The organism is Allomesorhizobium camelthorni (genome assembly GCF_011045125.1).
Classification (GTDB): domain Bacteria; phylum Pseudomonadota; class Alphaproteobacteria; order Rhizobiales; family Rhizobiaceae; genus Allomesorhizobium; species Allomesorhizobium camelthorni.
The window spans coordinates 100,050-120,333 of the sequence record NZ_JAAKZF010000008.1 but is presented as its reverse complement, the minus strand read 5'-3'; the positions used below and the strand labels follow the sequence as shown (position 1 = coordinate 120,333).

Annotated in this window: 20 protein-coding genes, 1 tRNA gene and 1 pseudogene; 16 read left to right on the top strand and 6 right to left on the bottom strand. The window is 63.1% G+C overall.

What is annotated here, in order from left to right; all coding sequences use genetic code 11:
• The first annotated feature begins 2 nt into the window (after window positions 1–2).
• A complete protein-coding gene (locus tag G6N73_RS09370; protein ID WP_165026511.1) occupies window positions 3–971 on the top strand; it encodes a sterol desaturase family protein in 969 nt (322 codons plus the stop codon).
• On the opposite strand, the gene trmFO is transcribed toward G6N73_RS09370, so the two are convergent.
• The gene (gene trmFO / locus G6N73_RS09365; RefSeq protein ID WP_165026508.1) at window positions 972–2,381 is read right to left on the bottom strand and encodes a methylenetetrahydrofolate--tRNA-(uracil(54)-C(5))-methyltransferase (FADH(2)-oxidizing) TrmFO; all 1,410 of its coding nucleotides are present in this window, start codon (window positions 2,379–2,381) and stop codon (window positions 972–974) included.
• A 407-nt stretch (window positions 2,382–2,788) separates the two neighbouring features.
• Here trmFO and G6N73_RS36790 point away from each other — a divergent pair, with 407 nt between their 5' ends.
• Complete coding sequence (locus tag G6N73_RS36790) at window positions 2,789–3,112, top strand: hypothetical protein (RefSeq protein ID WP_246251816.1); 324 nt, start codon at window positions 2,789–2,791, stop codon at window positions 3,110–3,112.
• A gap of 300 nt (window positions 3,113–3,412) precedes the next feature.
• Here G6N73_RS36790 and G6N73_RS09355 read toward each other — a convergent pair whose 3' ends face one another.
• Together G6N73_RS09355 and G6N73_RS09350 are read right to left on the bottom strand one after the other, a co-directional pair.
• On the bottom strand, window positions 3,413–3,553 hold the full coding sequence (locus tag G6N73_RS09355; RefSeq protein ID WP_165026504.1) for a DUF1127 domain-containing protein: 141 nt from the start codon (window positions 3,551–3,553) through the stop codon (window positions 3,413–3,415).
• A gap of 52 nt (window positions 3,554–3,605) precedes the next feature.
• Window positions 3,606–3,746 (bottom strand): DUF1127 domain-containing protein, encoded by a 141-nt coding sequence (locus tag G6N73_RS09350; protein WP_008838146.1) that lies wholly within the window; start codon window positions 3,744–3,746, stop codon window positions 3,606–3,608.
• 233 nt (window positions 3,747–3,979) lie between these two features.
• On the opposite strand from G6N73_RS09350, the gene G6N73_RS09345 reads away from it, so the two are divergent.
• Both G6N73_RS09345 and G6N73_RS09340 read left to right on the top strand, forming a co-directional pair.
• Window positions 3,980–5,092, top strand: a complete 1,113-nt coding sequence (locus G6N73_RS09345) for a DUF2157 domain-containing protein (protein ID WP_165026502.1) — start codon at window positions 3,980–3,982, stop codon at window positions 5,090–5,092.
• Entirely contained in the window at window positions 5,092–5,673 is a 582-nt protein-coding gene (locus G6N73_RS09340; protein WP_206078764.1) for a GDYXXLXY domain-containing protein, read from the top strand. The genes G6N73_RS09345 and G6N73_RS09340 overlap by 1 nt, the downstream gene beginning before the upstream one ends.
• A gap of 32 nt (window positions 5,674–5,705) precedes the next feature.
• On the opposite strand, the gene G6N73_RS09335 is transcribed toward G6N73_RS09340, so the two are convergent.
• Both G6N73_RS09335 and G6N73_RS09330 read right to left on the bottom strand, forming a co-directional pair.
• Complete coding sequence (locus G6N73_RS09335; RefSeq protein ID WP_165026500.1) at window positions 5,706–6,131, bottom strand: BA14K family protein; 426 nt, start codon at window positions 6,129–6,131, stop codon at window positions 5,706–5,708.
• Window positions 6,132–6,241: 110 nt separating this feature from the next.
• Window positions 6,242–6,326 (bottom strand) — tRNA-Leu (locus tag G6N73_RS09330).
• A 348-nt stretch (window positions 6,327–6,674) separates the two neighbouring features.
• Here G6N73_RS09330 and tig point away from each other — a divergent pair.
• The 3 genes from tig (at window position 6,675) to G6N73_RS09315 (ending at window position 9,438) form a co-directional block, all read left to right on the top strand.
• Window positions 6,675–8,147: a trigger factor gene (gene tig / locus G6N73_RS09325; RefSeq protein WP_165026712.1), complete on the top strand. Its 1,473-nt coding sequence runs from the start codon at window positions 6,675–6,677 to the stop codon at window positions 8,145–8,147.
• A 131-nt stretch (window positions 8,148–8,278) separates the two neighbouring features.
• On the top strand, window positions 8,279–8,815 hold the full coding sequence (locus G6N73_RS09320) for a hypothetical protein (RefSeq protein ID WP_165026497.1): 537 nt from the start codon (window positions 8,279–8,281) through the stop codon (window positions 8,813–8,815).
• Between the two features lie 110 nt (window positions 8,816–8,925).
• Entirely contained in the window at window positions 8,926–9,438 is a 513-nt protein-coding gene (locus G6N73_RS09315) for a DUF1772 domain-containing protein (protein ID WP_165026496.1), read from the top strand.
• 46 nt (window positions 9,439–9,484) lie between these two features.
• Here the strand turns inward: G6N73_RS09315 and G6N73_RS09310 are convergent.
• Window positions 9,485–9,655: pseudogene (locus tag G6N73_RS09310) on the bottom strand (JAB domain-containing protein); the annotation flags it as partial.
• Between the two features lie 480 nt (window positions 9,656–10,135).
• On the opposite strand from G6N73_RS09310, the gene G6N73_RS38250 reads away from it, so the two are divergent.
• From G6N73_RS38250 to G6N73_RS09265, 9 genes are read left to right on the top strand one after another with little or no spacing between them, the layout of a single operon-like run.
• On the top strand, window positions 10,136–10,822 hold the full coding sequence (locus G6N73_RS38250; RefSeq protein ID WP_165026494.1) for a cupin domain-containing protein: 687 nt from the start codon (window positions 10,136–10,138) through the stop codon (window positions 10,820–10,822).
• Entirely contained in the window at window positions 10,819–12,414 is a 1,596-nt protein-coding gene (locus G6N73_RS09300; protein ID WP_206078763.1) for an ABC transporter substrate-binding protein, read from the top strand. Before G6N73_RS38250 ends, G6N73_RS09300 begins: the two co-directional genes overlap by 4 nt.
• Before the next feature lie 55 nt (window positions 12,415–12,469).
• A complete protein-coding gene (locus G6N73_RS09295; protein ID WP_246251814.1) occupies window positions 12,470–13,498 on the top strand; it encodes an ABC transporter permease in 1,029 nt (342 codons plus the stop codon).
• Window positions 13,495–14,328: an ABC transporter permease gene (locus G6N73_RS09290; RefSeq protein ID WP_165026491.1), complete on the top strand. Its 834-nt coding sequence runs from the start codon at window positions 13,495–13,497 to the stop codon at window positions 14,326–14,328. The genes G6N73_RS09295 and G6N73_RS09290 overlap by 4 nt, the downstream gene beginning before the upstream one ends.
• Window positions 14,325–15,215 carry an ATP-binding cassette domain-containing protein gene (locus G6N73_RS09285; RefSeq protein WP_165026489.1) on the top strand — a complete coding sequence of 297 codons (891 nt, stop codon included), beginning with the start codon at window positions 14,325–14,327 and terminating at the stop codon, window positions 15,213–15,215. The genes G6N73_RS09290 and G6N73_RS09285 overlap by 4 nt, the downstream gene beginning before the upstream one ends.
• Entirely contained in the window at window positions 15,212–16,024 is an 813-nt protein-coding gene (locus G6N73_RS09280; RefSeq protein WP_165026486.1) for an ABC transporter ATP-binding protein, read from the top strand. Before G6N73_RS09285 ends, G6N73_RS09280 begins: the two co-directional genes overlap by 4 nt.
• The gene (locus G6N73_RS09275) at window positions 16,017–16,514 is read left to right on the top strand and encodes a GAF domain-containing protein (protein WP_206078762.1); all 498 of its coding nucleotides are present in this window, start codon (window positions 16,017–16,019) and stop codon (window positions 16,512–16,514) included. The genes G6N73_RS09280 and G6N73_RS09275 overlap by 8 nt, the downstream gene beginning before the upstream one ends.
• A gap of 3 nt (window positions 16,515–16,517) precedes the next feature.
• Window positions 16,518–18,593 (top strand): hydantoinase/oxoprolinase family protein, encoded by a 2,076-nt coding sequence (locus G6N73_RS09270; protein ID WP_165026484.1) that lies wholly within the window; start codon window positions 16,518–16,520, stop codon window positions 18,591–18,593.
• Between the two features lie 11 nt (window positions 18,594–18,604).
• Window positions 18,605–20,269: a hydantoinase B/oxoprolinase family protein gene (locus G6N73_RS09265; RefSeq protein ID WP_165026481.1), complete on the top strand. Its 1,665-nt coding sequence runs from the start codon at window positions 18,605–18,607 to the stop codon at window positions 20,267–20,269.
• Window positions 20,270–20,284 lie beyond the last annotated feature (15 nt).

The following is a 20,284-nucleotide window of genomic DNA, read 5'->3' as shown; positions in this document are numbered from 1 at the left end:
CCATGGACGCCAATGATTTTCCGAAAGTCACCGAACTCGCGATCCCGTTCTTCGTCGCCGCGATCCTGATTGAGCTGTGGCTGGTGCGCACCGGCCGCGCCAAGGGCGCTTTCGAAACACGCGACACGCTGACCAGCCTGATGATGGGGACCGGCAATGTCGTGGCCGGGCTGCTGCTCGGCGTGGTTTCCTACACCGCGCTGATCTGGGTCTGGCAGTTCCGCTTCTTCGATCTCGGCCTGTCGGTCTGGGTGTTTGTGGCCGCCTTCCTGCTCGACGATCTGCGCTACTATTTCTACCACCGCATCGCGCATCGTGTGCGCTGGGTCTGGGCCGAGCATGTCAACCATCATTCCAGCCAGCATTACAATCTTTCGACGGCGCTGCGTCAGAGTTGGACCGGCCTGTTCACCGGCATGTTCGTGCTGCAGGCGCCCCTGGTCCTGCTCGGCTTCCATCCGGCAGTCATCGCCCTTGTCTTCGGCTTCAACCTGGTCTGGCAGTTCTGGATCCACACCGAGACGATCGGCAAGATGTGGGGCTGGTTCGAGTTCATCTTCAACACGCCCTCGCACCACCGCGTCCACCACGCCACCAATCCGCGCTACCTCGACGCCAACTACGCCGGCACACTGATCATCTGGGACCGCATGTTTGGCACTTTCGTCGAGGAACTGGAAGAGGACCGGCCGCGCTACGGCATCGTCAAGAATCTCGGCACCTTCAACCCGCTGAAGGTGGCTTTCCACGAATGGATCGGCATGTTCAGGGATGCGCTCGCGCCCGGCCTGACGTTTCGCCAGCGCCTCGGCTATCTGTTCGCGCCGCCCGGCTGGAGCCATGACGGCTCGCGCGAGACTTCCGAAAGCCTCAAGGCGGATTATGTGCGCAGGAACCCTGGCGAGGCGGGCAAGCCGGGATTGTCGGGCGCGGACGCGCTGGCGAAGGAGAAGATGCAGGCGGCGGAGTGATTACTCCGCCGCCTGTGCGCTCTGCTCCAGCCCAAGCCAGTCGCGGCAATCGGCCAGCGCCCGTGAGGTCAGCGCATGGCGCTTGGCCACGATCTTTTCCTTGCCGCGCAGGCGCTTGCCTTCGGACTTTTGCGCCTCGACCGGCGGGAACAGGCCGAAATTGATGTTCATCGGCTGGAAGGAGCGTTTGCCGGGCTCGTCGTCGGAAACGATATGCCCGCCGGTGATGTGGTTGAGCAGCGCGCCGAACGCGGTTGTGACCGGCGGTACAGAAGGCGACCGGTCCTGCAGTTCGGCGGCGGCGAAGCGCCCGGCGAGCAGGCCGACCGCCGCCGATTCCACATAGCCCTCGCAGCCGGTGATCTGGCCGGCGAAACGCAGGCCCTCGCGCCCATTGAGCTGGAGCGAGGGATCGAGCAGCACCGGCGAATTGATGTAGGTGTTGCGGTGCAGGCCGCCGAGCCGTGCGAACTCGGCGTTTTCGAGTCCAGGAATCATGCGGAAGATGCGGACCTGCTCGGCATGCTTCAGCTTGGTCTGGAAGCCGACCATGTTGTAGAGCGTGCCCAGCGCATTGTCCTGGCGCAGCTGCACCACTGCGTAGGCCTTGATCTGCGGATTATGCGCATTGGTCAGGCCCATCGGCTTCATCGGCCCGTGCCGCGCCGTCTCCGCGCCGCGCTCGGCCATGACCTCGATCGGCAGGCAGCCGTCGAAATAGGGCGTGCCTTCCCATTCCTTGAAATCGGTCTTGCCGCCGTCGAGCAGCGCCTGGATGAACGCCTCGTATTGCGGCTTGTCCATCGGGCAGTTGATGTAGTCCTTGCCGGTTCCGCCGGGTCCGACTTTGTCGTAGCGCGACTGGAACCAGCAGACATCCATGTCGATCGTGTCGAAATGGATGATCGGAGCGATGGCGTCGAAGAAGGCCAGCGCGTCGGCGCCTGTCGTCTCGGCGATCGCCTCGGCCAGCGAAGGCGCCGTCAGCGGCCCGGTGGCGATGATCGATTGGCCCCAATCCCGCGGGGGCAGGCCAGTGACTTCTTCACGCGCGATCGTGATCAGCGGATGCGCTTCGAGTTCGGCGGTGACGGCTGCCGAGAAGCCGTCGCGATCGACGGCAAGCGCGCCGCCGGCCGGCACCTGGTGGGCGTCGGCCGCACGCATGATCAGCGACCCGGCAAGCCGCATTTCGGCGTGCAGCAGGCCGACGGCGTTGGCCGCAGCGTCATCGGATCGGAACGAATTGGAGCAGACCAGTTCGGCGAGGCTGTCGGTCTTGTGCGCCTCGGTTCCGCGCACAGGGCGCATCTCGTGCAGAACGACGGGCACGCCGGCCTGCGCCGCCTGCCAAGCCGCTTCCGAGCCGGCCAGGCCGCCGCCGACAATGTGAACGGGTTTCATTTTCATGGCAGCCGAGATAGTCCCGGGAGCCCGGAAATGCAAGGAAACCCGCCGTCATATTCCGATGGCTTTCGTCGTTGTTCACCGACGGCATTGGCGTTCGTGCGCGCCGCCGCTATTAAATACGCATGGCAGATCGCTTCCTCGCTCACGTCGCCGTCATCGCATTCGTTTGCCTTGCTGCAGGAAGTGTCTCGGTTGCCGGGCAACTCGCCACGAAGGCGACCAAGGCCGGTACGACACGTATCGACATCTGTCATGGATTCGGATGCCATTTCAGGTCGGGCCTGGATCTTGGGGGCGCCGATGGAAGGCGCTTTTCGAGGATCATGGCGGCCGGCGCCTCGTCTCCGAAAGCGGAACGCGCCGCTGTATCAAGGGCGGTTCGGTACTACGAGGATCGTGCCGCAGGAGTGATCGGCACACGTGACCAGCCGAAGTCGGATGCCAGTCAGTACGCCAGGCGCGGCCAGATGGATTGCGTCGACGAGTCGACCAATACCCGCTCGCTTCTGCTCTATCTCCAACGGCTCGGGCTTCTGAAGCATCACACCGTGGAACGCAACGTCACGCGCGGCTTCCTTCTCGACGGGCGCTACCCGCATTCGACAGCGGTGTTGCGGGACAAGTCAGGGAAAAAATGGACGGTGGACAGCTGGTATGAGCCCATGGGCGGGCCGCCGGATATCATGCCTCTGTCGGAATGGATGAAACGCGGCGTCATGGGCGTGCGCTGAGCACATCGGAAGCGCCAAAACGACAACACCCGCCGGGGGAGGAGGTCCGGCGGGTGTCGTTTTGTTGGCCAGCAATCGGGAGGAGGTGAAAGCCGGCCGTATTCGTCAGTTCCTGGGAGGAGGTAGGTTCTGACGAAATTCTTGTCGCTTATTGAGGGAAGCTGGGCCCTTTTGGGAGACAACACCCGCCGGGGGAGGAGGTCCGGCGGGTGTCGTTTTGTGCCGGCCAGCGATCGGGAGGAGGTGAAAGCTGACCGTATCCGTCAGGGTCGGGGAGGAGGTCGACCCTGGCGAAATTCGTTAGACCGACTTCCTCGCGACGCGATGGATGTCGCCACGGCTGATGCCGAGGTCGGTGAGTTCACGGTTCGACAGGCGGCTCAGCTCGGAAACAGTTTCCCGGTAGCGGCGCCAGTTGCGGTAGTTGCGGATCAGGTTCATTTCAGTTTCTCTTTTTCTTGCTTAGCGGACAGGGCCGTCAATGGCCCGGATGTCAGACCGACTTGCGCGCGACGAAAGGAATGTCGCTGCGGCCGATGCCGAGGTCTGAAAGCTCACGGTTCGACAGGCGGCTCAGCTCGGAAACGGTTTCCCGGTAGCGGCGCCAGTTGCGGTAGTTGCGGATCAGGTTCATGGTATTCTCGTTTCGTCTTTGGTTCGTTTTCTTCTGTCTCTTGTACGAAGTCTAAATAGGCGCACCTGACTCGGATTAAAAGTGCTGTTGGTGCATGGCAGCAATGCAAATTGTGCATTGCAACATTAATCGGTTTTAGCGGTTGGGGCTAAAATTAGGCGAGTCGCAAAAATGCCGTTGCGTCAGCGCTTTAGACTAAAGGCGTAAAGTTGACGCTTGGGTAAGGGGAAACGATGGCGGGTTATGGGTCGCGTGTGCGGCAAGACATCCTTCGCTGGACGGAATTGGGCCTCATCGACAAGGCGGCCGCGGACGCGTTGCGCCGCGATGTTGAGGCCAATGAGCGCAAATCGCTGAGCTTCGGTTCCGTCCTCGCAATCATGGCGGCGCTGCTTTTCGGCGCGGCCATTCTCTTGGTCATAGCCGCCAATTGGGAAGCGTTTCCGCGCCTGCTGCGCGTCGGGGTGCTGTTTGCCTTCATATTCGCCGCCTATGTCGGCGGCGCGCTTTTGAAATTGCGCGGGAACAGCGCGATCGCCGAAGGTGTCTGGCTAATCGGTGCGGCCGCATTCGGCGGCTCGATCGCGCTGATAGGGCAGATGTATCATCTGTCCGGCAATGAGGCGGACGCCGTCCTGATCTGGTGCGCTGGCACGGCGCTTGCCGCGTCCGCCCTGCGCTCGGGTCCGCTGACCGTCGCCGCCGTCGGCCTCGCCGCTTCCTGGCTGTTCCTGGAGGGCGTCGCATTGTGGAGCGAGACCCGTGTCCCGCAGTCATTCATCGTAGTCGCGGCCGGCCTTTGGCTCTTGTCCTACTGGACGGCAAGCCGCGCGTCGCGAAACCTGCTGCTGCTCTCCCTGATCTTCTACGTCACCCTGTTGGCGGTGCATCACGACATGCTGGTTATCCCCGCCGTGCTGGCGCTTGTTTCGGCTGCGCTGTTCGCCGCTGCCATTTACGCTCCTGAAGCGGTCGAGAGGATTGCCCGCATTGACGGAAACATGCCTGTCCATGCGCTTGTCGGGTTTTTGACGGGCATGACCATCCTTCAGTTCGACTTGGTCGATGAGACAGCGCCTCTGGTCGCCGCAGCGCTTGTGGGCTTTGCCGGCATCGCCGCCGCGGTCGTGCTCGGCGGCCGTGAAAGCCGCGGCCTGCGCTGGATCGCCTATCTCGGCTTCAGCTGCCAAATGGCGTTCGTCTATGTCGTCACCGTCGGAACCATGCTTGGGACGGCCGGATTGTTCCTGGCGTCTGGCCTCGCGCTCGGCCTTGTCGCCCTTCTCATCATCAGGGTGGAAAGGCGGATGAACGATGCGGCGCTGTTGCAAGGGGGAGCAGCCTGATGAAAAAGCACCGCCTGCTAATTTCCGCAATCGTCCTGGCGCTCGTCCAGATCGGCTTCCTGTCCTTCATCATCGCCGGCCGCGCGGCTGTCCTGCGAGACGGGCAGGAGGTGATTCTGAAAGTCGAGCCCGTCGATCCGCGCGATCTCCTGCGCGGCGATTATGTCCGCCTCGGCTACGACATTTCAAACATTCCGGTGTCGATGATCGGCAATGTGCCATCCGGCGCACAATGGACCGAGGCGGGTCCGGTCTTCGTGCGCGTAAAGAAGGAGGGCGACGGAATCTGGAAGATGGTCTCGGCCTCGCTCTACGAACGTCCGCCGACGCCGCCTGGAGATAGCGAGATCGACATCCGCGGCATGGTCGATGACGGCCGCAGCCTCGGCAAGATCGATACGCTGAATGTCGAATACGGGATCGAACGTTTTTATCTCCCGGAAGGCGAGGGGCTGGCGATCGAGCGCGACATGCGCGTGCGCAGTTTCAACATCGTGGCCGCAGTCGCCGAGGACGGCACGGCGCAGATCAAGGCGCTGATGGACGGCGACACAATGCTTTTCCGCGAGCCGCTCTACTGATCGGCAAGCTTCCGAAGAAGGGATAACAGGTTTCAGTCCAGGCGGACGTAGGGCGAGATGCACCGCCTGCGCGCGCCGTAGTAGGGCTGGAAGGTATCGTCGCGGCGGTTATAGGAGCGGTAGCGATCCGTGCACCAGATGCGGTGAGCCTGGATAATCCCTTGGCGGGTGGCAAGCCGGCCTCGCCCAAGCGGTTGCTCGGCGGGACGCATGGTCGGAACCCTCACATCGTACTCGATGCGCGGCTGGCGGTATTTATTGACCTCGTATCTGGGCTCCTGCCGCCCCATCTCCGGCTCCTGCCAATCGCAAGGCCGGTCGCGCCCGCAGCCGGTGATGCCGGGGCGGAAGACGTCGGGCAGCGGACGGTTCAGATCCTCGAAACCCTGGGCGTGAGCCGGCGCGAGCCAGAGAAGGCCCAGCGCTAGACAGGTGAAAATCGAAAGTCGTGGTCTCATCCGCTTTCGGAGCCTCCAGCCGCCACCGACCAGGCACGGAAATGCGGCCATTTGGGTTTCGCGCGAGCGGCAGGTCGGAGTGGCACGCTCGGCGCCGGGCAAGAGAGGGCTGGTGCGGATGAAGGGACTCGAACCCCCACGCCTTTCGGCACTGGAACCTAAATCCAGGGCGTCTACCAGTTCCGCCACATCCGCATGCCTGGCCAATCTCATGTGGCCATTATTCTGTCAATGTCGAGGCCGAAATGACAACTATGTCAGGAATTGCGAAGAGAGTTGAAAAACAACGCCTCCTGTGACAAAAGGCGTGTCAAATGTGACGGGATATGACGGTCCGCTTCGGACGAATGTGGTAAGAAGCAGGAAAAACAAAGACTTACTCGCATTCTTGGAGCGCAATCAGAGCATTTCGTTCGCCGCTGGGAGCAACGGCGCTCAGATTCTCAACCCGCACCAAAAGCCACACCCGGCACGAGACTTCCGGCAGGCTGAACGGCATGGCGTCGTTGGCGCTGCCGCATTCGTGAAAACAAAGGTTTGATGATGCAGGTTACCGAAACACTGAACTCCGGTCTGAAACGCGAAATCAAGGTCACCGTGCCTGCCGGAGATATGGAAGCCAAGCTGGTTGCGCGGCTTTCCGAAGCCAAGAACAAGGTCCGCATCAACGGCTTCCGTCCCGGCAAGGTGCCGCTGCAACATCTGCGCAAGGTGTACGGCAAGTCCTTCATGGCCGAGGTGGTGAACGAGATCCTGTCGAATTCCACCCGCACCATCATCGCCGAGCGCGGCGAAAAGGCCGCCATGCGGCCCGAGGTCACCATGACCGAGGACGAGAAGGAAGCGGAAAAAATCCTGGCCGGCGGCGCCGACTTCGAGTTCCAGCTCGCCTATGAGGTCATTCCGCCCATCGAGATCCAGGATTTCTCCAAAATCTCGGTCACGCGCCCGGTGGTGGACGTTGCGGAAGCGGAAGTTGACGAGCAGGTCAACCGTATCGCCGAATCCTCGCGCTCCTACGAGCCGAAGAAGGGCAAGGCCGAAGAAGGCGACCGCGTCACCATCGACTATGTCGGCAAGATCGGCGGCGAGGCTTTTGCCGGCGGTTCCGGCACCGACCAGCCGCTAGTGCTCGGCTCCAAGGAGTTCATTCCGGGCTTCGAAGACCAGCTGATCGGCGCCAAGGCCGGCGACGAGAAGCTCGTCACCGTGACCTTCCCGGAAAACTACAACGCTGCCAATCTGGCCGGCAAGGAAGCGACCTTCGACGTCACCGTCAAGGAAGTGTCGAAGCCGGGCAGGCTCGAAGTCACCGACGAGACCGCCAAGAACCTCGGCCTGGAATCGCTCGAGCGCCTGCGCGAGATCGTGCGCGGCCAGATCGAAAGCCAGTTCGGCCAGATGACGCGCCAGAAGGTCAAGCGCCAGTTGCTCGACCAGCTCGATGCCTCCTATTCGTTCGAAGCCCCGTCCAAGCTGGTCGAGGCCGAGTTCACCAACATCTGGAACCAGGTGAACCGCGATCTCGAGGCCGCTGGCCGCACTTTTGCCGACGAAGAGACCACGGAAGAGGAAGCGCGCGCCGAGTACCAGCGCCTGGCCGAGCGCCGCGTGCGCCTCGGCCTGGTGCTTGCCGAGATTGGCGAGAAGGCCGGCGTGCAGGTTTCGGACGAGGAATTGCAGCGCGCCCTGTTCGAGTTCGTGCGCCGTTACCCCGCCGACCAGCAGCAGGAAGTCTTCGACTTCTACCGCAACAACCAGAACGCGCTGACGACGTTGCGCGCGCCGCTCTTCGAAGAGAAGGTTGTCGATCATCTGATGACGCAGATCTCCGTCACCGACAAGAAGGTGAGCAAGGACGAGCTGATGGCCGACGACGAGGAGGCCGAGGGCGCCAAGCCTGCCAAGGCGGCGAAGAAGGCGGCCAAGAAGGCCGACGACGCCTCGGCCGAAGAGCCGAAGAAGAAGGCTGCCCCGAAGAAGAAGGCCGCAGCCAAGGACGCCGACGCCGAATAGTGCGGGCGCACAAGCCGGACGATGCAGAGGCCGCTGGAGACAGCGGCCTTTTTGCTTTGCCGGCCTGCCTCGGTGACAAATGGCGGCGCGCCATGCAATATCTCGTGCACGCATGCGGCCCGGGACAGCATATGACGACACGCGCCATCGCAATCCTCTCACATGCCGCGCTTGCGGCAGCGATCTGCCTTTTCGGCGCGGTCCAGGCAAGCGGGCAGGGACGCCACACATGGCGCTTGGGCAACGGGCCGAACGGGCAGATCACCGCTTCGATCTTCTCCCTCAACACGCTGAGCATCGGTTCGTCGCGTGTCATCGATTATCACCCGGTCCTGACCATCGCCTGCCATCCCGGCGTAGCGCCGCGCTGGAGCCAGTTGCTCCAGCTCAAAGATCCGGTCTCGGCGAGCAGCGCGATCAATGTCTCTGTGCGGCTCGACAACGGCCCCGCGCAGGACGAACAGTGGACACCCGGCTTCCAGGGACGCGGCTTTTCCAGGGACGGCAACGAAGGTGTTGCCCGCCTGCTCCAGGCGAAGCGGCTGCGGCTATCCTGGCGCTTCGGCTTCCTGGCCGGGCGCGGCGACGCGATTTTCAATCTTTCGGGCGTCAAGGAGGCGGTTGCCGGCCTTGCCGGCGCATGCGGCGTCGAGATGCCGCTGTCCTGACACTCCTACCGCAATCGACTTAAGCGCTTATTCTCGGTTGCAGTTTTGGGGCTGCGAATGGTTGACGCGAAGAAGCGTCGCCTTAGCTGATGCTGCGGAGGTCCGGTGCCATGGTGCGGTTCGTGGAAGTCGTTGCAGTCATTCTGGTGGCCATCACGATGGCGCTCACGCTCGCCCACGCGCTCGAACTTCCCGGAAAGCTGCGGCTCGACAGGGAGCAGTATTTCGCGGTCCAGACGATTTATTATCCCGGCTTCACGATTGGCGGCGGGGCCGAAATCCTCGGCATTCTCGCGCTTGCCTTGCTCCTGTACCTGACGCCCTTCGGCGGCTCGCGCTTCCTGTGGACGCTTTCAGCGCTCGCGCTGCTCGTTGCGGTGCACGGCATCTACTGGGTCTTCACCCATCCGGTGAACAATTTCTGGGTGAGGGATGTCGAGCTCTCGGGCCTGGGCTCGACCTTCTTTTCGGCCTTCGCGCCGAAGACGGAACCCGGTGAGTGGAAAAGCCTGCGCGACGTCTGGGAATATTCGCATGTCGCCCGCGCCGCGCTCGCCATGCTCAGCCTGATCGCGATCACCATTGCGGTCACATCCGGGCATACGCCAAGCGAGCCGGGCTAGGCCAGGGTGTGCCGAGATTCAGTCAGGTCGGCCTCACCCGAATTTTCTAGATCAGCAGCAGGCCTTTCATGCTTGCATGCCCCTTCTTGCCGACGATGATGTGGTCGTGCACAGTGATGCCGAGCGGCCGTGCCGTTTCGATGATCGTCTTCGTCATGTCGATGTCGGCGCGCGAGGGCGTCGGATCGCCGGATGGGTGGTTGTGTATCACTTTCAGTCACGCTCGGTCATTCTGAATCACGCCGAAGCACGGTCTGTGCACAAGTGCGGAATCGTTCGTTGTCCGGGGTAAACGCCAGATGTCGCAAAGGTCGGCGCAACCGGCCGCTGGGGCAGGGGACAGGGCGCGGGAAAGGCTGCTATGGATGTGGGATTGGCGGTGATCATCCAACTTGGTCGCTGCCGACCGGGTTACATTCAACATTCATACTGAATGGGAACGTTGCGATCTGGCCTAGCCAGGCCGAGAGGCGGCTGAGAGCCTAATCTCTGCGAATTTTCGGATGACTGGGTCGAGTGTACAGGCAGTTCGCCGGGTTATCAGACAGCCACGCTCGCGACACTTTCAAGGGATCAGCGGCCGACACCAACGCCGACCTCTCAGCCACTGCACGCGTTTTAGTTTAGCTAAAATCATCCTTGACAAGCCATTCGGCCTCAGTCACGTTTTAGAAATACTAAAGAAAGGGCGAGCGGCGTGGCCGATCAGATCGACTTCGACATCGGCGGAAACGTCCCTGGCGAAGTGCCTCTCGGGGACAGACTCCGCGCACGGCGGCAGGCGCTGCAACTGACGCTCAAGGAGGTTGCGGACGCGGCCGGGCTTTCAGTAGGGTTCATCTCCCAGATCGAGCGTGGCATCACGACACCGTCGCTTTCCTCGCTTGTCTCTGTCGCGCGTGTCCTGAAGACGCATGTCAGTGCGTTCCTGTCGCAGCCCAAGGTCACCGCGCCGATGACCCGCCACGACCAGCGGCCGCACTATGCGATCGGTGGCAATTCACTTGTTTATGAACGCCTATCCACCTCCTTCCCGGGAAATGTGCTGCGCAGCGTCATCATTCACGAGCCGCCCGGATATCGCTCCGAGCCCATCGCACATGAGGGCGAGGAGATTTTCTATGTTCTCGAAGGCGGGATCACCGTCGAGATCGAAGGGGAGATCAACATCCTCGAAGCAGGAGACTCGCTCCATTTTCCGTCCACCAGGATCCATTCGTCCTGGAACCACACCGGCCTGCCGGCCACCATCCTGCACACCTGCACGATGGACGTCTTCGGCGACGATCCGGAAGCGGAGGATGTGCATCCGGTTCTGCGCAAGGCGCCCAGGACCGGGACTGGAACTGCCAAACCGAAGAAAACAAAAGGGGAACCGTCTTGAAAATTACTGCAAGACCTCTCGCGGCAGCGCTTCTCGCCGCAACGATGCTGACGCCGGCGATGGTCGCTAAGGCATCAACGCAGACCCTCCTGCGCCTGGACGAAGTGGCCGTCGGCGAACTCGACCCGGGCAAGGCGTCCGACTATGCCGACTCGATCCTGATGTTCAACGTCTACGATACGCTCGTCCTGCCTGTGCAGGGCGGACCGGGCTATGCGCCGCATCTAGCTGAAAGCTGGGAGGCCGACGGCACGGATTTCATCTTCAAGCTGCGCGACGACGTGAATTTCCAGAGCGGCAACCCGCTAACCGCCGAGGACGTCGTATTCTCCTTTGAGCGCATGAAGGAACTCGGGCAGGGATTGTCCTTCGTGTTCGACAAGGTGGAAAGTGCCGAGGCGATCGACGAACATACCGTCCGCTTCAATCTGACCGAAGCCTATTCGCCCTTTGAGGCATCGCTCGTGCGCCTGCCGATCGTCGACAAGAAGCTCGTCATGGAAAACCTCGGCGAAGGCGAGGGTGAGATGAAAGACTGGGGCCAGGCCTATCTCTCCGGCAACAGCGCGGGAACGGGCGCCTACAAGGTGGTCTCTCACAATCCGCAGCAGGAAACGGTCATGGAGAAGAACCGGGACTATTTCCTCGGCGTGCCGGAAGAGGCTCCTGATCAGGTCCGCCTGCGCTACGGCCTGGAAGCCGCGACCGTGCGGACGCTCATCGCCCAGGGCGAGCACGACATATCCTCGCAGTGGCTGCCGCCGGAAGTGCTGAAGTCGCTCGCAGCCGACGGAGCGCAGATCCTGACAGAGACTGGCGGCGGCGCCTTCTATATCAAGATGAACACGCAGAAGCCGCCGCTCGACGACGTCAACTGCCGTCTGGCACTGGCGAAGGCCTATGACTACGCGGCAGGCATAACCATGGTCGCCGTGACTGACGATGTCGCACAGGGAAGCCCCTCGACGGGGGGCATCCCTGTCGGCATGTTCGGCGCCGCCGAGGAGATGCTTCAGCGCGATCTCGAAGCCGCCAAGCAGCACCTGGCCGACTGCAAGTACAGCCCCGAGGACTTCACGCTTGAGTTGTCGTGGATCGGCGAAGTGCCGATCGAGGAGCGCTTCGCGCTGCTGATGCAGGCGAACTTCGCCGAACTCGGCATCAAGTCGGAGATTCGCAAGGTGCCGTGGGCACTGTTCACGGAGCAGGTCGCAAAGCCCGAGAACACGCCCAACATCTCGCAGATCTTCGCGAACGCGGTCACCGGAGATCCCGACACGCTGCTCTACCCGATGTACCACTCCTCGGTCGCGGGAACGTGGCAGTCGCCAGAGTATCTGAAGGACGACAAGGTCGACGAGCTGTTGGCAAAGGGCCGCACGGTCACCGATCCTGCGGAGCGCGAGGCGACCTATGCCGAGCTCAACGACAGACTGATGGAGATCGCGCCGACAATCTACGGCTATGACCGCCAATCGCTCTTTGCCGCCTCCAACCGTGTGAAGGCACCGGCTCTCAGCGATCCGGAAAAGGCCTTTGGACTGGATGGAATGGGCTTTTCGTTCCGGCTGATGGAAATGACGGGCGAATAGCGCCCGCAACCGGCAGGGCCGGCGGCTGGCGCCGGTCCTTCACAACGGACAAACAATGATGCCGCCTATCGTCCGCCTCCTAGCGAAGCGGCTAGGGACTTCGCTGATCGTGCTGGTGGGGGTCTCCATGCTGATCTTTGCCATTGCCCGGATTATTCCCGGAGACCCCGCGCGCATCGCTCTCGGGCCCAATGCGACGGCCGAGCAGATCACCATGCTCCGCGAGCGGTTGCATCTCGACGATTCGATCGCTGTCCAGTACGGCTACTTCGTCCGCGACCTGCTGCGGGGCGATCTCGGCATCTCGCTGTACACGAACCGGCCGGTGACCGCCGACATCGCGCAATTCCTCCCCGCCACGCTCGAACTGATCGTCGTGGCCGGGCTGATGATGATCCTCATCGGCCTGCCGCTCGGGATCATCTCGGCGCGCTATCGCGGCTCCTGGGCCGACAACCTCATCCGGCTTCTGACGCTGCTCGGCGTATCCGCACCGAGCTTCGTCTGGGCGGTCATCCTGATGCTGCTCTTCGCGTTCTTCCTGCCGCTCTTCCCGATCGCCGGGCGCATCACTGATAGCTACACGATCGAGCCGGTCACCGGGTTTCTATTCATCGACACGCTGCTCGCCGGGAACCTCTCCGCCTTCGCCGATGCCGCCTGGCACATCGTGTTGCCGGCCTTCGCGCTGGCGCTGTCGGGGATCGGGCAAGCCGCGCGGCTGACGCGCTCCAATATGGTGGAGACCTACGACAAGCCGTACATCGAGATGGCGCAATCCTACGGCTTCCCGGAAGGCAAGATCGCGTGGCGCTTTGCCTTCCGGCCTTCGCTCATCCCGTCGCTCACCATCATCGGCCTCGATTTCGCGGCGATGCTCGGCAACGCCTTCCTCGTCGAGGCGGTGTTCGCCTGGCCGGGTCTGTCGCGCTACGGCGTCGCTGTCATCCTCAGGAAGGACCTGAACGCGATCGTGGGCACGGTGCTCATCATCTCGGCCATGTTCCTGATCGTGAATATCGTCGTCGACCTGCTGATTGCCTTCATCAATCCGCGCATCCGCTATTCGCAGAGGGCGACATGAAGCGCACGCTCTTCATCCTCCTGCGCAATCCGCTCTCGGTGCTCGGGCTGATCCTGGTCGGAACCGTGGTGCTGTCGGCGGTCTTCGCCGATTTCATCGCGCCTTTCCCGAGCCATCGCGGCGCGGTCGTTGACTTCGCCAATTTCAACAAGGCACCGGAATGGCCTTACATCTTCGGAACCGACCTGGTCGGCCGTGATCTCTTCTCGCGCATCCTCTACGCCTACCGCATCTCGCTGCTCCTCGGCGTCGTGGTGCTGGCGATCGCGGTGCCGGTGGGTGTCACGATCGGTCTCGTAGCGGGCTATGTCGGCGGCTGGATCGAATATGTGCTGATGCGCATCACCGACGTTTTCCTGTCGATCCCGCCGCTGGTGCTGGCGCTCTCGATGATGGGGCTGCTGGAGCCGACGCTGACGAACGGCATGCTGGCCGTCACCGTGATGTGGTGGCCCTGGTACACGCGGCTCGTCTACAACCTCACCCGCTCGGAGAAGGAGGAGGGCTATGTCTTGGCGGCGGAAGTGATCGGCGCCTCCAGGGCGCATATGATCTTCCGAGAGATACTGCCGAACTGCGTGCCCTCGATCCTCACCAAGATGACGCTCGACCTCGGCTTCGTCATCCTGATCGCCTCCTCGCTTTCCTTCCTCGGGCTGGGTGTGCAGCCGCCGACGCCGGATCTGGGCTCCATGGTGGCCGACGGCGCGAAGTACCTGCCTGATTCCTGGTGGCTGACGGTTTTCCCGGGCCTTGCGATCCTCGTGGCGGTCTTCGGTTTCAACCTGCTCGGCGATGCCTTGCGGGACGTGCTCGGAGCCGAACAATGACCGCGCCGACGCTGCTGATCCGCGACCTGTACCTTGCCTTCCGCGGCTGGGCCGGCCAGATCGACGTGCTGCATGGCATTTCGCTCCATATCAACAAGGGCGAGCGCGTGGCGCTGGTCGGAGAATCCGGCTCCGGCAAATCGGTGACTGCGCGCATCATCCTCGGTCTCCTGCAGCAGACACGCAGTGCCCGGGTCTCCGGTCTCGTTGCATTCGAGGGCCGCGCTCTTGCCAAGCTCACGGAGGCGGAACGGCACCGCCTGCGAGGCAACCGCATCTCGATGATCTTCCAAGACCCGATGTCCTCCCTCAATCCGGTCTATCGCATCGGCGAGCAGTTCCACGAGGTCCTCAAGCGGGCGGAGCCCCGCATCGCTCCGGCCGCGGCGCGGGAGAAGGCGGCCGCCGCTCTTGCCGACGTCGCGATCCCCGACCCGAACCGGGCGCTCGATTCCTATGCGTTCCAGCTTTCGGGCGGGATGAACCAGCGTGTCATGATCGCCATGGCGCTGGCCAACGAACCCTCGCTGCTGATCGCCGACGAGCCGGGCACCGCCCTCGACGTCACCGTGCAGGCGCAGACGCTGGAACTCATGCGCGACCTCGTCGCAAAGCACCACACCTCGGTGCTCTTCATCTCGCACAATCTCGGCGTCGTTCGGGAGTTCGCCGACCGGGTCTACGTCATCTACAAGGGCCGGATCGTCGAACATGGCCGCACGGCGGATCTCTTCGCCGATCCGCGTCATCCCTATACGCGCGCACTCCTCGCGGCAGTACCCCGGATCACCGGCGAGGGCGTTCCCGAGATCGACGACGTGTCGGAGGACTACTTCCAGCCGCTCGTGGTCCATGAGGGCTGCGCCGAACCGGAGGTGACGGGATGACGCATCTGCTATCACTGCACGATGTCTCCAAGATCTTCGCCCAGAGCAAGCACGAGGTGCGTGCGGTCGACGAAGTTTCACTCGACGTGGACGAAGGCGAATGCCTTGCGGTCGTAGGCGAAAGCGGCTCCGGCAAGTCGACCCTCGCCAACATGATCCTCGGCATCTATCCGCCCTCGATCGGGACGATCTCCTTCCGCGGAGAGGTGCTGCCGGGGAAGCGTGAGCTCGCGCACCGCCGGGCGATCCAACTCGTCCAGCAGAACCCGCTCTCCTCCCTGAATCCGCAACGATCGATCGGTGCATCGTTGCGTCTGCCGCTCGACGTGCATGGCCTGGGCGAACGATCGCAGCGCAGCGACCGTGTCGGACAGCTTCTGGAGGAGGTCGGGTTGCCGGCGGACTATGCCGGCCGCTCCCCGGCATCTCTCTCTGGCGGACAGCGTCAGCGCGTGGCGATTGCCCGCGCGCTTGCCTGCGAATCCGACCTCGTCGTGCTCGACGAGCCGACATCCGCGCTCGACGTGCTGGTGCAGGCCAGGGTGCTGAAGCTTCTCAACGATCTGCGACGCAAGCGCGGCCTCACCTACGTCTTCATCACCCATGACCTGTCTGTCGTCCGCAACATCGCCGATCGGGTCGCCGTGTTCGAACGCGGCCGGCTGGTCGAACTCAATCCGACCGGAAAGGTCTTCTCCGACCCCGACCACGCATATACGCGCCGCCTGATCGGCGCGGTCCCGGTCGTCACAGCCGAAGAGGTGCGGCTGCGCAACCATCTTATGAAGAAGGAAAATGTAAGTGCCTGATTATGTGAAGTTCCTGACGGCGGCGGGGGCCGCCGGCCCGCAGCTGCAGACCGTCTTCGATGGCCTTTGCGCACTGACACAGCAGCTGGTCGGCGCGAAGCTCTTCACCATCATGACCAGCGACCGCGCGCAACGCGTCAATGCGCGGGTCTACTCCAACATGCCGGAAGCCTATCCGGTCTCGGGAACGAAGCCTGCCAACGAGACCGACTGGTCGCGCCAGGTGATCGGCGAGAAGAAGACATTCGTCGCCAATGACATCGAAGGCATCAAGGCCGTCTTCGACGACTGGGAACTGATCCGGTCGCTCGGCTGCGAGAGCGTCATGAACGTGCCGATCCTGATCGACGGCGAGGTCGCCGGCACCATCAACTGCCTGAACGCAGCAGGCCACTACACGCCGGAACGCGTCGAGGCCGCCGAGGCGCTCAAGCTGCCCGGCCTCGTCTGCCTTCTTCTCCACGAACGCATGAAGACCAGGGGAGCCTGACCAATGGCCGAGACCACGATCCGCGTCGCAACCGATGTCGGCGGCACGTTCACCGACCTCGTCTGCTTCGAGACCGATGTCGACACGGGCGAGGCGCGCGTCATCACCGCCAAGTCCGACACGACGCCTCCCAACTTCGAAGAGGGCGTTCTGAACGTGCTCGCCAAGGGCGGGGTCGATCCGACATCCATCGGCTTCCTGGCGCACGGAACGACGGTGGTCATCAACGCCCTGACCGAGAGAAAGGGCGTGAAGGTCGGCCTGATCACGACCGAGGGTTTTCGCGACACGCTGGAGATCGCGCGCGGAAACCGCCCGGACTTCTTCAACCTGCACTACGAGAAGCCGAAGCCCTTCGTGCCGCGCTACCTGCGCCGCGAGCTTCCCGAACGCACGAGCTACAAGGGCGAGGAGCTGAAGCCGCTGGACCTGTCGGGCCTGCCGGCCATCCTGGAGGACTTCAAGGCCGACGGCGTCGAGGCGGTGGCGATTTCCTTCCTCCACTCCTATGCGGACCCCTCGCACGAGGAGAGGACGATGGCGGAGGTGCAGAAACTCTGGCCCGAGGTCTCGGTCGTCTCCTCGCACCAGATCACGCGCGAGTGGCGCGAATACGAGCGCACTAACACGGCGGTCCTGTCGGCCTATGTCCAGCCGATCGCAGAGCGCTACCTGTCGCGGCTTGCCAACGGACTGAAGGAGAAGGGGCTGAAGGGCAGCCCCTACATCATGCAGTCGAACTGTGGTGTGGACTCGCTGGATTCGGTGTCGAAGATCCCGATCACGATGGTCGAGTCCGGGCCGGCCTCCGGCTTCTGGGGCGCGGCCGAGCTCGGCAAGCTGATCGGAGAGCCGAACGTGCTGGCGCTCGACATCGGCGGGACGACCGCGAAATGCTCGCTGATCGAGGACGGCGAGGTCAAAATCAAGACCGACTACTGGATCGAGCGTGACCGCACCTCGGCCGGCTATCCGATCATGGTGCCGGTTGTCGATCTGGTCGAGATCGGCAATGGCGGCGGCTCCATTGCCTGGGTCAACGATTTCGGCAAGTTGCATGTCGGCCCCCAATCGGCCGGGGCGATGCCGGGTCCCGCCGCCTATGGGCGCGGCGGCAGTGACGCCACGACCACGGACGCCAATCTGTGGCTCAGCCGCATCAACCGGGAATATTTCTGCGGCGGCGAGGTGGTCGCGGACATGGCCGCGGCAGAAAAGGCCATCGCGGCGGTGGGCGAGAAGCTCGGCGTGGACACTGACGAAGCCGCGCGCGGCATCATCCGCATCGCCAACAACAACATGGTCAACGCGCTGAAGCTCGTGTCGCTCAACCGCGGCCACGACCCGCGCGACTTCACGCTGGTCGCCTTCGGCGGCGGCGGCGCCATGCACGGCGTGGCGCTTGGCCAGGAACTCGGCGTCAAGAAGGTCGTCGTCCCCGCCGGCGCAGCGGTCTTCTCGGCCTGGGGCATGATGATGTCCGACCTGCGTCGCGACTATTTCGTCACCCGCCTTGCCGACCTGAAGCCGGGCGCGGCCAACGCGATCGAGCAGCTCTTCGCCGACACCGAGGATCGCGCGCGCGGCCAGTTCACGCAGGAAGGCGTCGCGGCGGAAAAGGTGAAGATGCTCCGCTACGGCAAGTTCCGCTACCAGAACCAGGAGCACACGACCGAGGTCCTAATCGCGGATGGCGCGGTGACCGATGAAAGGCTGTCCGAGATCGAGGCCTCGTTCCACGAGACCTACGAGCGCGAATACACCTACCGGCTGGACGCGCCGGTTGAGATGGTCGGCATCCATCTGGTCGCTTCAGCCGAAGTCGGAAAGCTCGCCATGGCGAAGCGCGAGCCGACCGGCACGCCGGCCGAGAGCGCGCTGAAGGGCCACCGCGACGTCGACTATGCCCTCGAGGGCGTGAAGAAGGCCGCGATCTACGACGGTACGAAGCTGGAAGCTGGCATGCGCTTCGAAGGCCCTGCCATTGTCGAGGATCCCGGGACCACCGTGGTCATTCACCCCGGCAACCAGGTGGAGATCGACGGCTACGGCAACATCCACATCACTCTGGCCGGCTGAGGAGGCGGATCATGAACGACAGGTCCAACGATCCCATCACGCTCGAGATCATCCAGAACTCGCTCCAGGCGACCGCCGACGAGATGTTCGCCGTCATGAAGAAGACGGCGATGAGCTCGATCATCTACGAGGTGCTCGACATGGGCACGGGCATCACCGACGCGAAGGGTGCGCTCGCCTCGTCGGGGGCCGGCATCCCCGCCTTCATCGGCGTGCTCGACAAGGCGGTGAAGGTGATTACCGCCAAGTTCGACAAGCCGGGGGACATCCAGCCGGGCGACGTCTTCGCCACCAACGATCCCTATTACGGCGGCGTCACGCATCTTAACGACATCGTCGTCGCGATGCCGGTCTTCGCTGGCGACACAATCATCGCCTGGACGGCCAACATCGCCCACAATTCCGACGTCGGCGGGATGGCGCCGGGTTCGCTGTCCGGCGAGGCGACGGAGATCTTCCAGGAAGGCCTACGGCTGCCCGCGATCAAGATCATCTCCAGGGGCGAGCCGATCCGCTCCGTCATGGAGATCATCAAGGTCAATTCGCGCATGCCCGACGTGCTGGAAGGCGACGTCTGGGCAGCGATCGCCTCTGTGCGCATCGGTGCCAAGCGCCTGGTCGAAATCTCCGAGAAGTACGGCGTCGCCACCTTCCAGAAAGCCATGTCCTCGTTCATGGATTTCGGAGAGCAGGCTTCCCGCACCGAACTCGCGAAGCTGCCGAAGGGCACGTTCGAGCTTTCGGAGGAACAGGACGACGGCCGCACCTTCAATGTGAAGATCACGATCAGCGACGACGCGTTCACGGTCGACCTGAGGGACAATCCGGACCAGTCAGCGAGCCCGGTCAACACCAGCCGCGACGGCGTTATGGTCGCCGCGCAGATGATCTTCAAGTCGCTTACCGATCCCTATTCGCCCGCCAACGAGGGTTCGTTCCGTCCGATCCGGCTCCTGACCCGCGAAGGCTCGGTCTTCCACGCCAAGGAACCGGCTCCGATCGGCTTCTACTACGAGATCGAACTCAGGGTGTACGACATCATGTGGCGCTGCCTCGCGGCGCACATGCCCGAGCGGCTGGCATCGGGCCATTTCGCCAGCGTCTGCGGCACCTTCATCGGCGGCATCCATCCCGATACGGGCAGGCAGTACACGATCATTGAGCCGCAGCTCGGCGGCTGGGGTGCCAGCCACGGCCGCGACGGCAACTCGGCGATCTTCTGCGGCTTCCACGGCGAGACCTACAACTGTCCGGCCGAGATCAACGAAGCCCGCAACGGGCTCTATGTCGACCGCATGGAGCTCAACATGGAGCCGGGAGGCGACGGCAAGTACCGCGGCGGACGCGGCATCGTTATGGACTACCGGGTACGCGCCGACAACGGCTTCCTCACCGCCGGCTATACCCGCTCGAAATTTCCTCCCTGGGCGCTGGACGGCGGCAAGGAGGGCTCGCCCAACTACGTGGAGGTGATCCGCAAGGATGGCTCACGGGAGAAGTTCTCCTTCGTCTCGGGTCTGACGACGCGCCGCGAAGACGTCATCCGCGTCGTGACCGGCAATGGCGGCGGCGTCGGCGACCCGAAGGAACGTGATCCGAAGGCTGTCGCCGACGACGTCCGCAACGGGCTGATCACGCCGGAGCGTGCACGCGAGGTCTACGGCTACAGCGGGTGACCGGATGAAGGTCCG

What these genes read in the sequence shown, in the direction of transcription:
- G6N73_RS09290 (WP_165026491.1), top strand. Translation starts at nt 13,495, where the DNA reads ATGAAGCGCACGCTCTTCATCCTCCTGCGCAATCCGCTCTCGGTGCTC.
- G6N73_RS09340 (WP_206078764.1), top strand. Translation starts at nt 5,092, where the DNA reads ATGAAAAAGCACCGCCTGCTAATTTCCGCAATCGTCCTGGCGCTCGTC.
- trmFO (WP_165026508.1), bottom strand. Translation starts at nt 2,381, where the DNA reads ATGAAAATGAAACCCGTTCACATTGTCGGCGGCGGCCTGGCCGGCTCG.
- G6N73_RS09295 (WP_246251814.1), top strand. Translation starts at nt 12,470, where the DNA reads ATGATGCCGCCTATCGTCCGCCTCCTAGCGAAGCGGCTAGGGACTTCG.
- G6N73_RS09280 (WP_165026486.1), top strand. Translation starts at nt 15,212, where the DNA reads ATGACGCATCTGCTATCACTGCACGATGTCTCCAAGATCTTCGCCCAG.
- G6N73_RS09320 (WP_165026497.1), top strand. Translation starts at nt 8,279, where the DNA reads ATGACGACACGCGCCATCGCAATCCTCTCACATGCCGCGCTTGCGGCA.
- G6N73_RS09270 (WP_165026484.1), top strand. Translation starts at nt 16,518, where the DNA reads ATGGCCGAGACCACGATCCGCGTCGCAACCGATGTCGGCGGCACGTTC.
- G6N73_RS09285 (WP_165026489.1), top strand. Translation starts at nt 14,325, where the DNA reads ATGACCGCGCCGACGCTGCTGATCCGCGACCTGTACCTTGCCTTCCGC.
- G6N73_RS09265 (WP_165026481.1), top strand. Translation starts at nt 18,605, where the DNA reads ATGAACGACAGGTCCAACGATCCCATCACGCTCGAGATCATCCAGAAC.
- G6N73_RS09335 (WP_165026500.1), bottom strand. Translation starts at nt 6,131, where the DNA reads ATGAGACCACGACTTTCGATTTTCACCTGTCTAGCGCTGGGCCTTCTC.
- G6N73_RS09315 (WP_165026496.1), top strand. Translation starts at nt 8,926, where the DNA reads ATGGTGCGGTTCGTGGAAGTCGTTGCAGTCATTCTGGTGGCCATCACG.
- G6N73_RS09370 (WP_165026511.1), top strand. Translation starts at nt 3, where the DNA reads ATGGACGCCAATGATTTTCCGAAAGTCACCGAACTCGCGATCCCGTTC.
- tig (WP_165026712.1), top strand. Translation starts at nt 6,675, where the DNA reads ATGCAGGTTACCGAAACACTGAACTCCGGTCTGAAACGCGAAATCAAG.
- G6N73_RS09350 (WP_008838146.1), bottom strand. Translation starts at nt 3,746, where the DNA reads ATGAACCTGATCCGCAACTACCGCAACTGGCGCCGCTACCGGGAAACC.
- G6N73_RS09345 (WP_165026502.1), top strand. Translation starts at nt 3,980, where the DNA reads ATGGCGGGTTATGGGTCGCGTGTGCGGCAAGACATCCTTCGCTGGACG.
- G6N73_RS09355 (WP_165026504.1), bottom strand. Translation starts at nt 3,553, where the DNA reads ATGAACCTGATCCGCAACTACCGCAACTGGCGCCGCTACCGGGAAACT.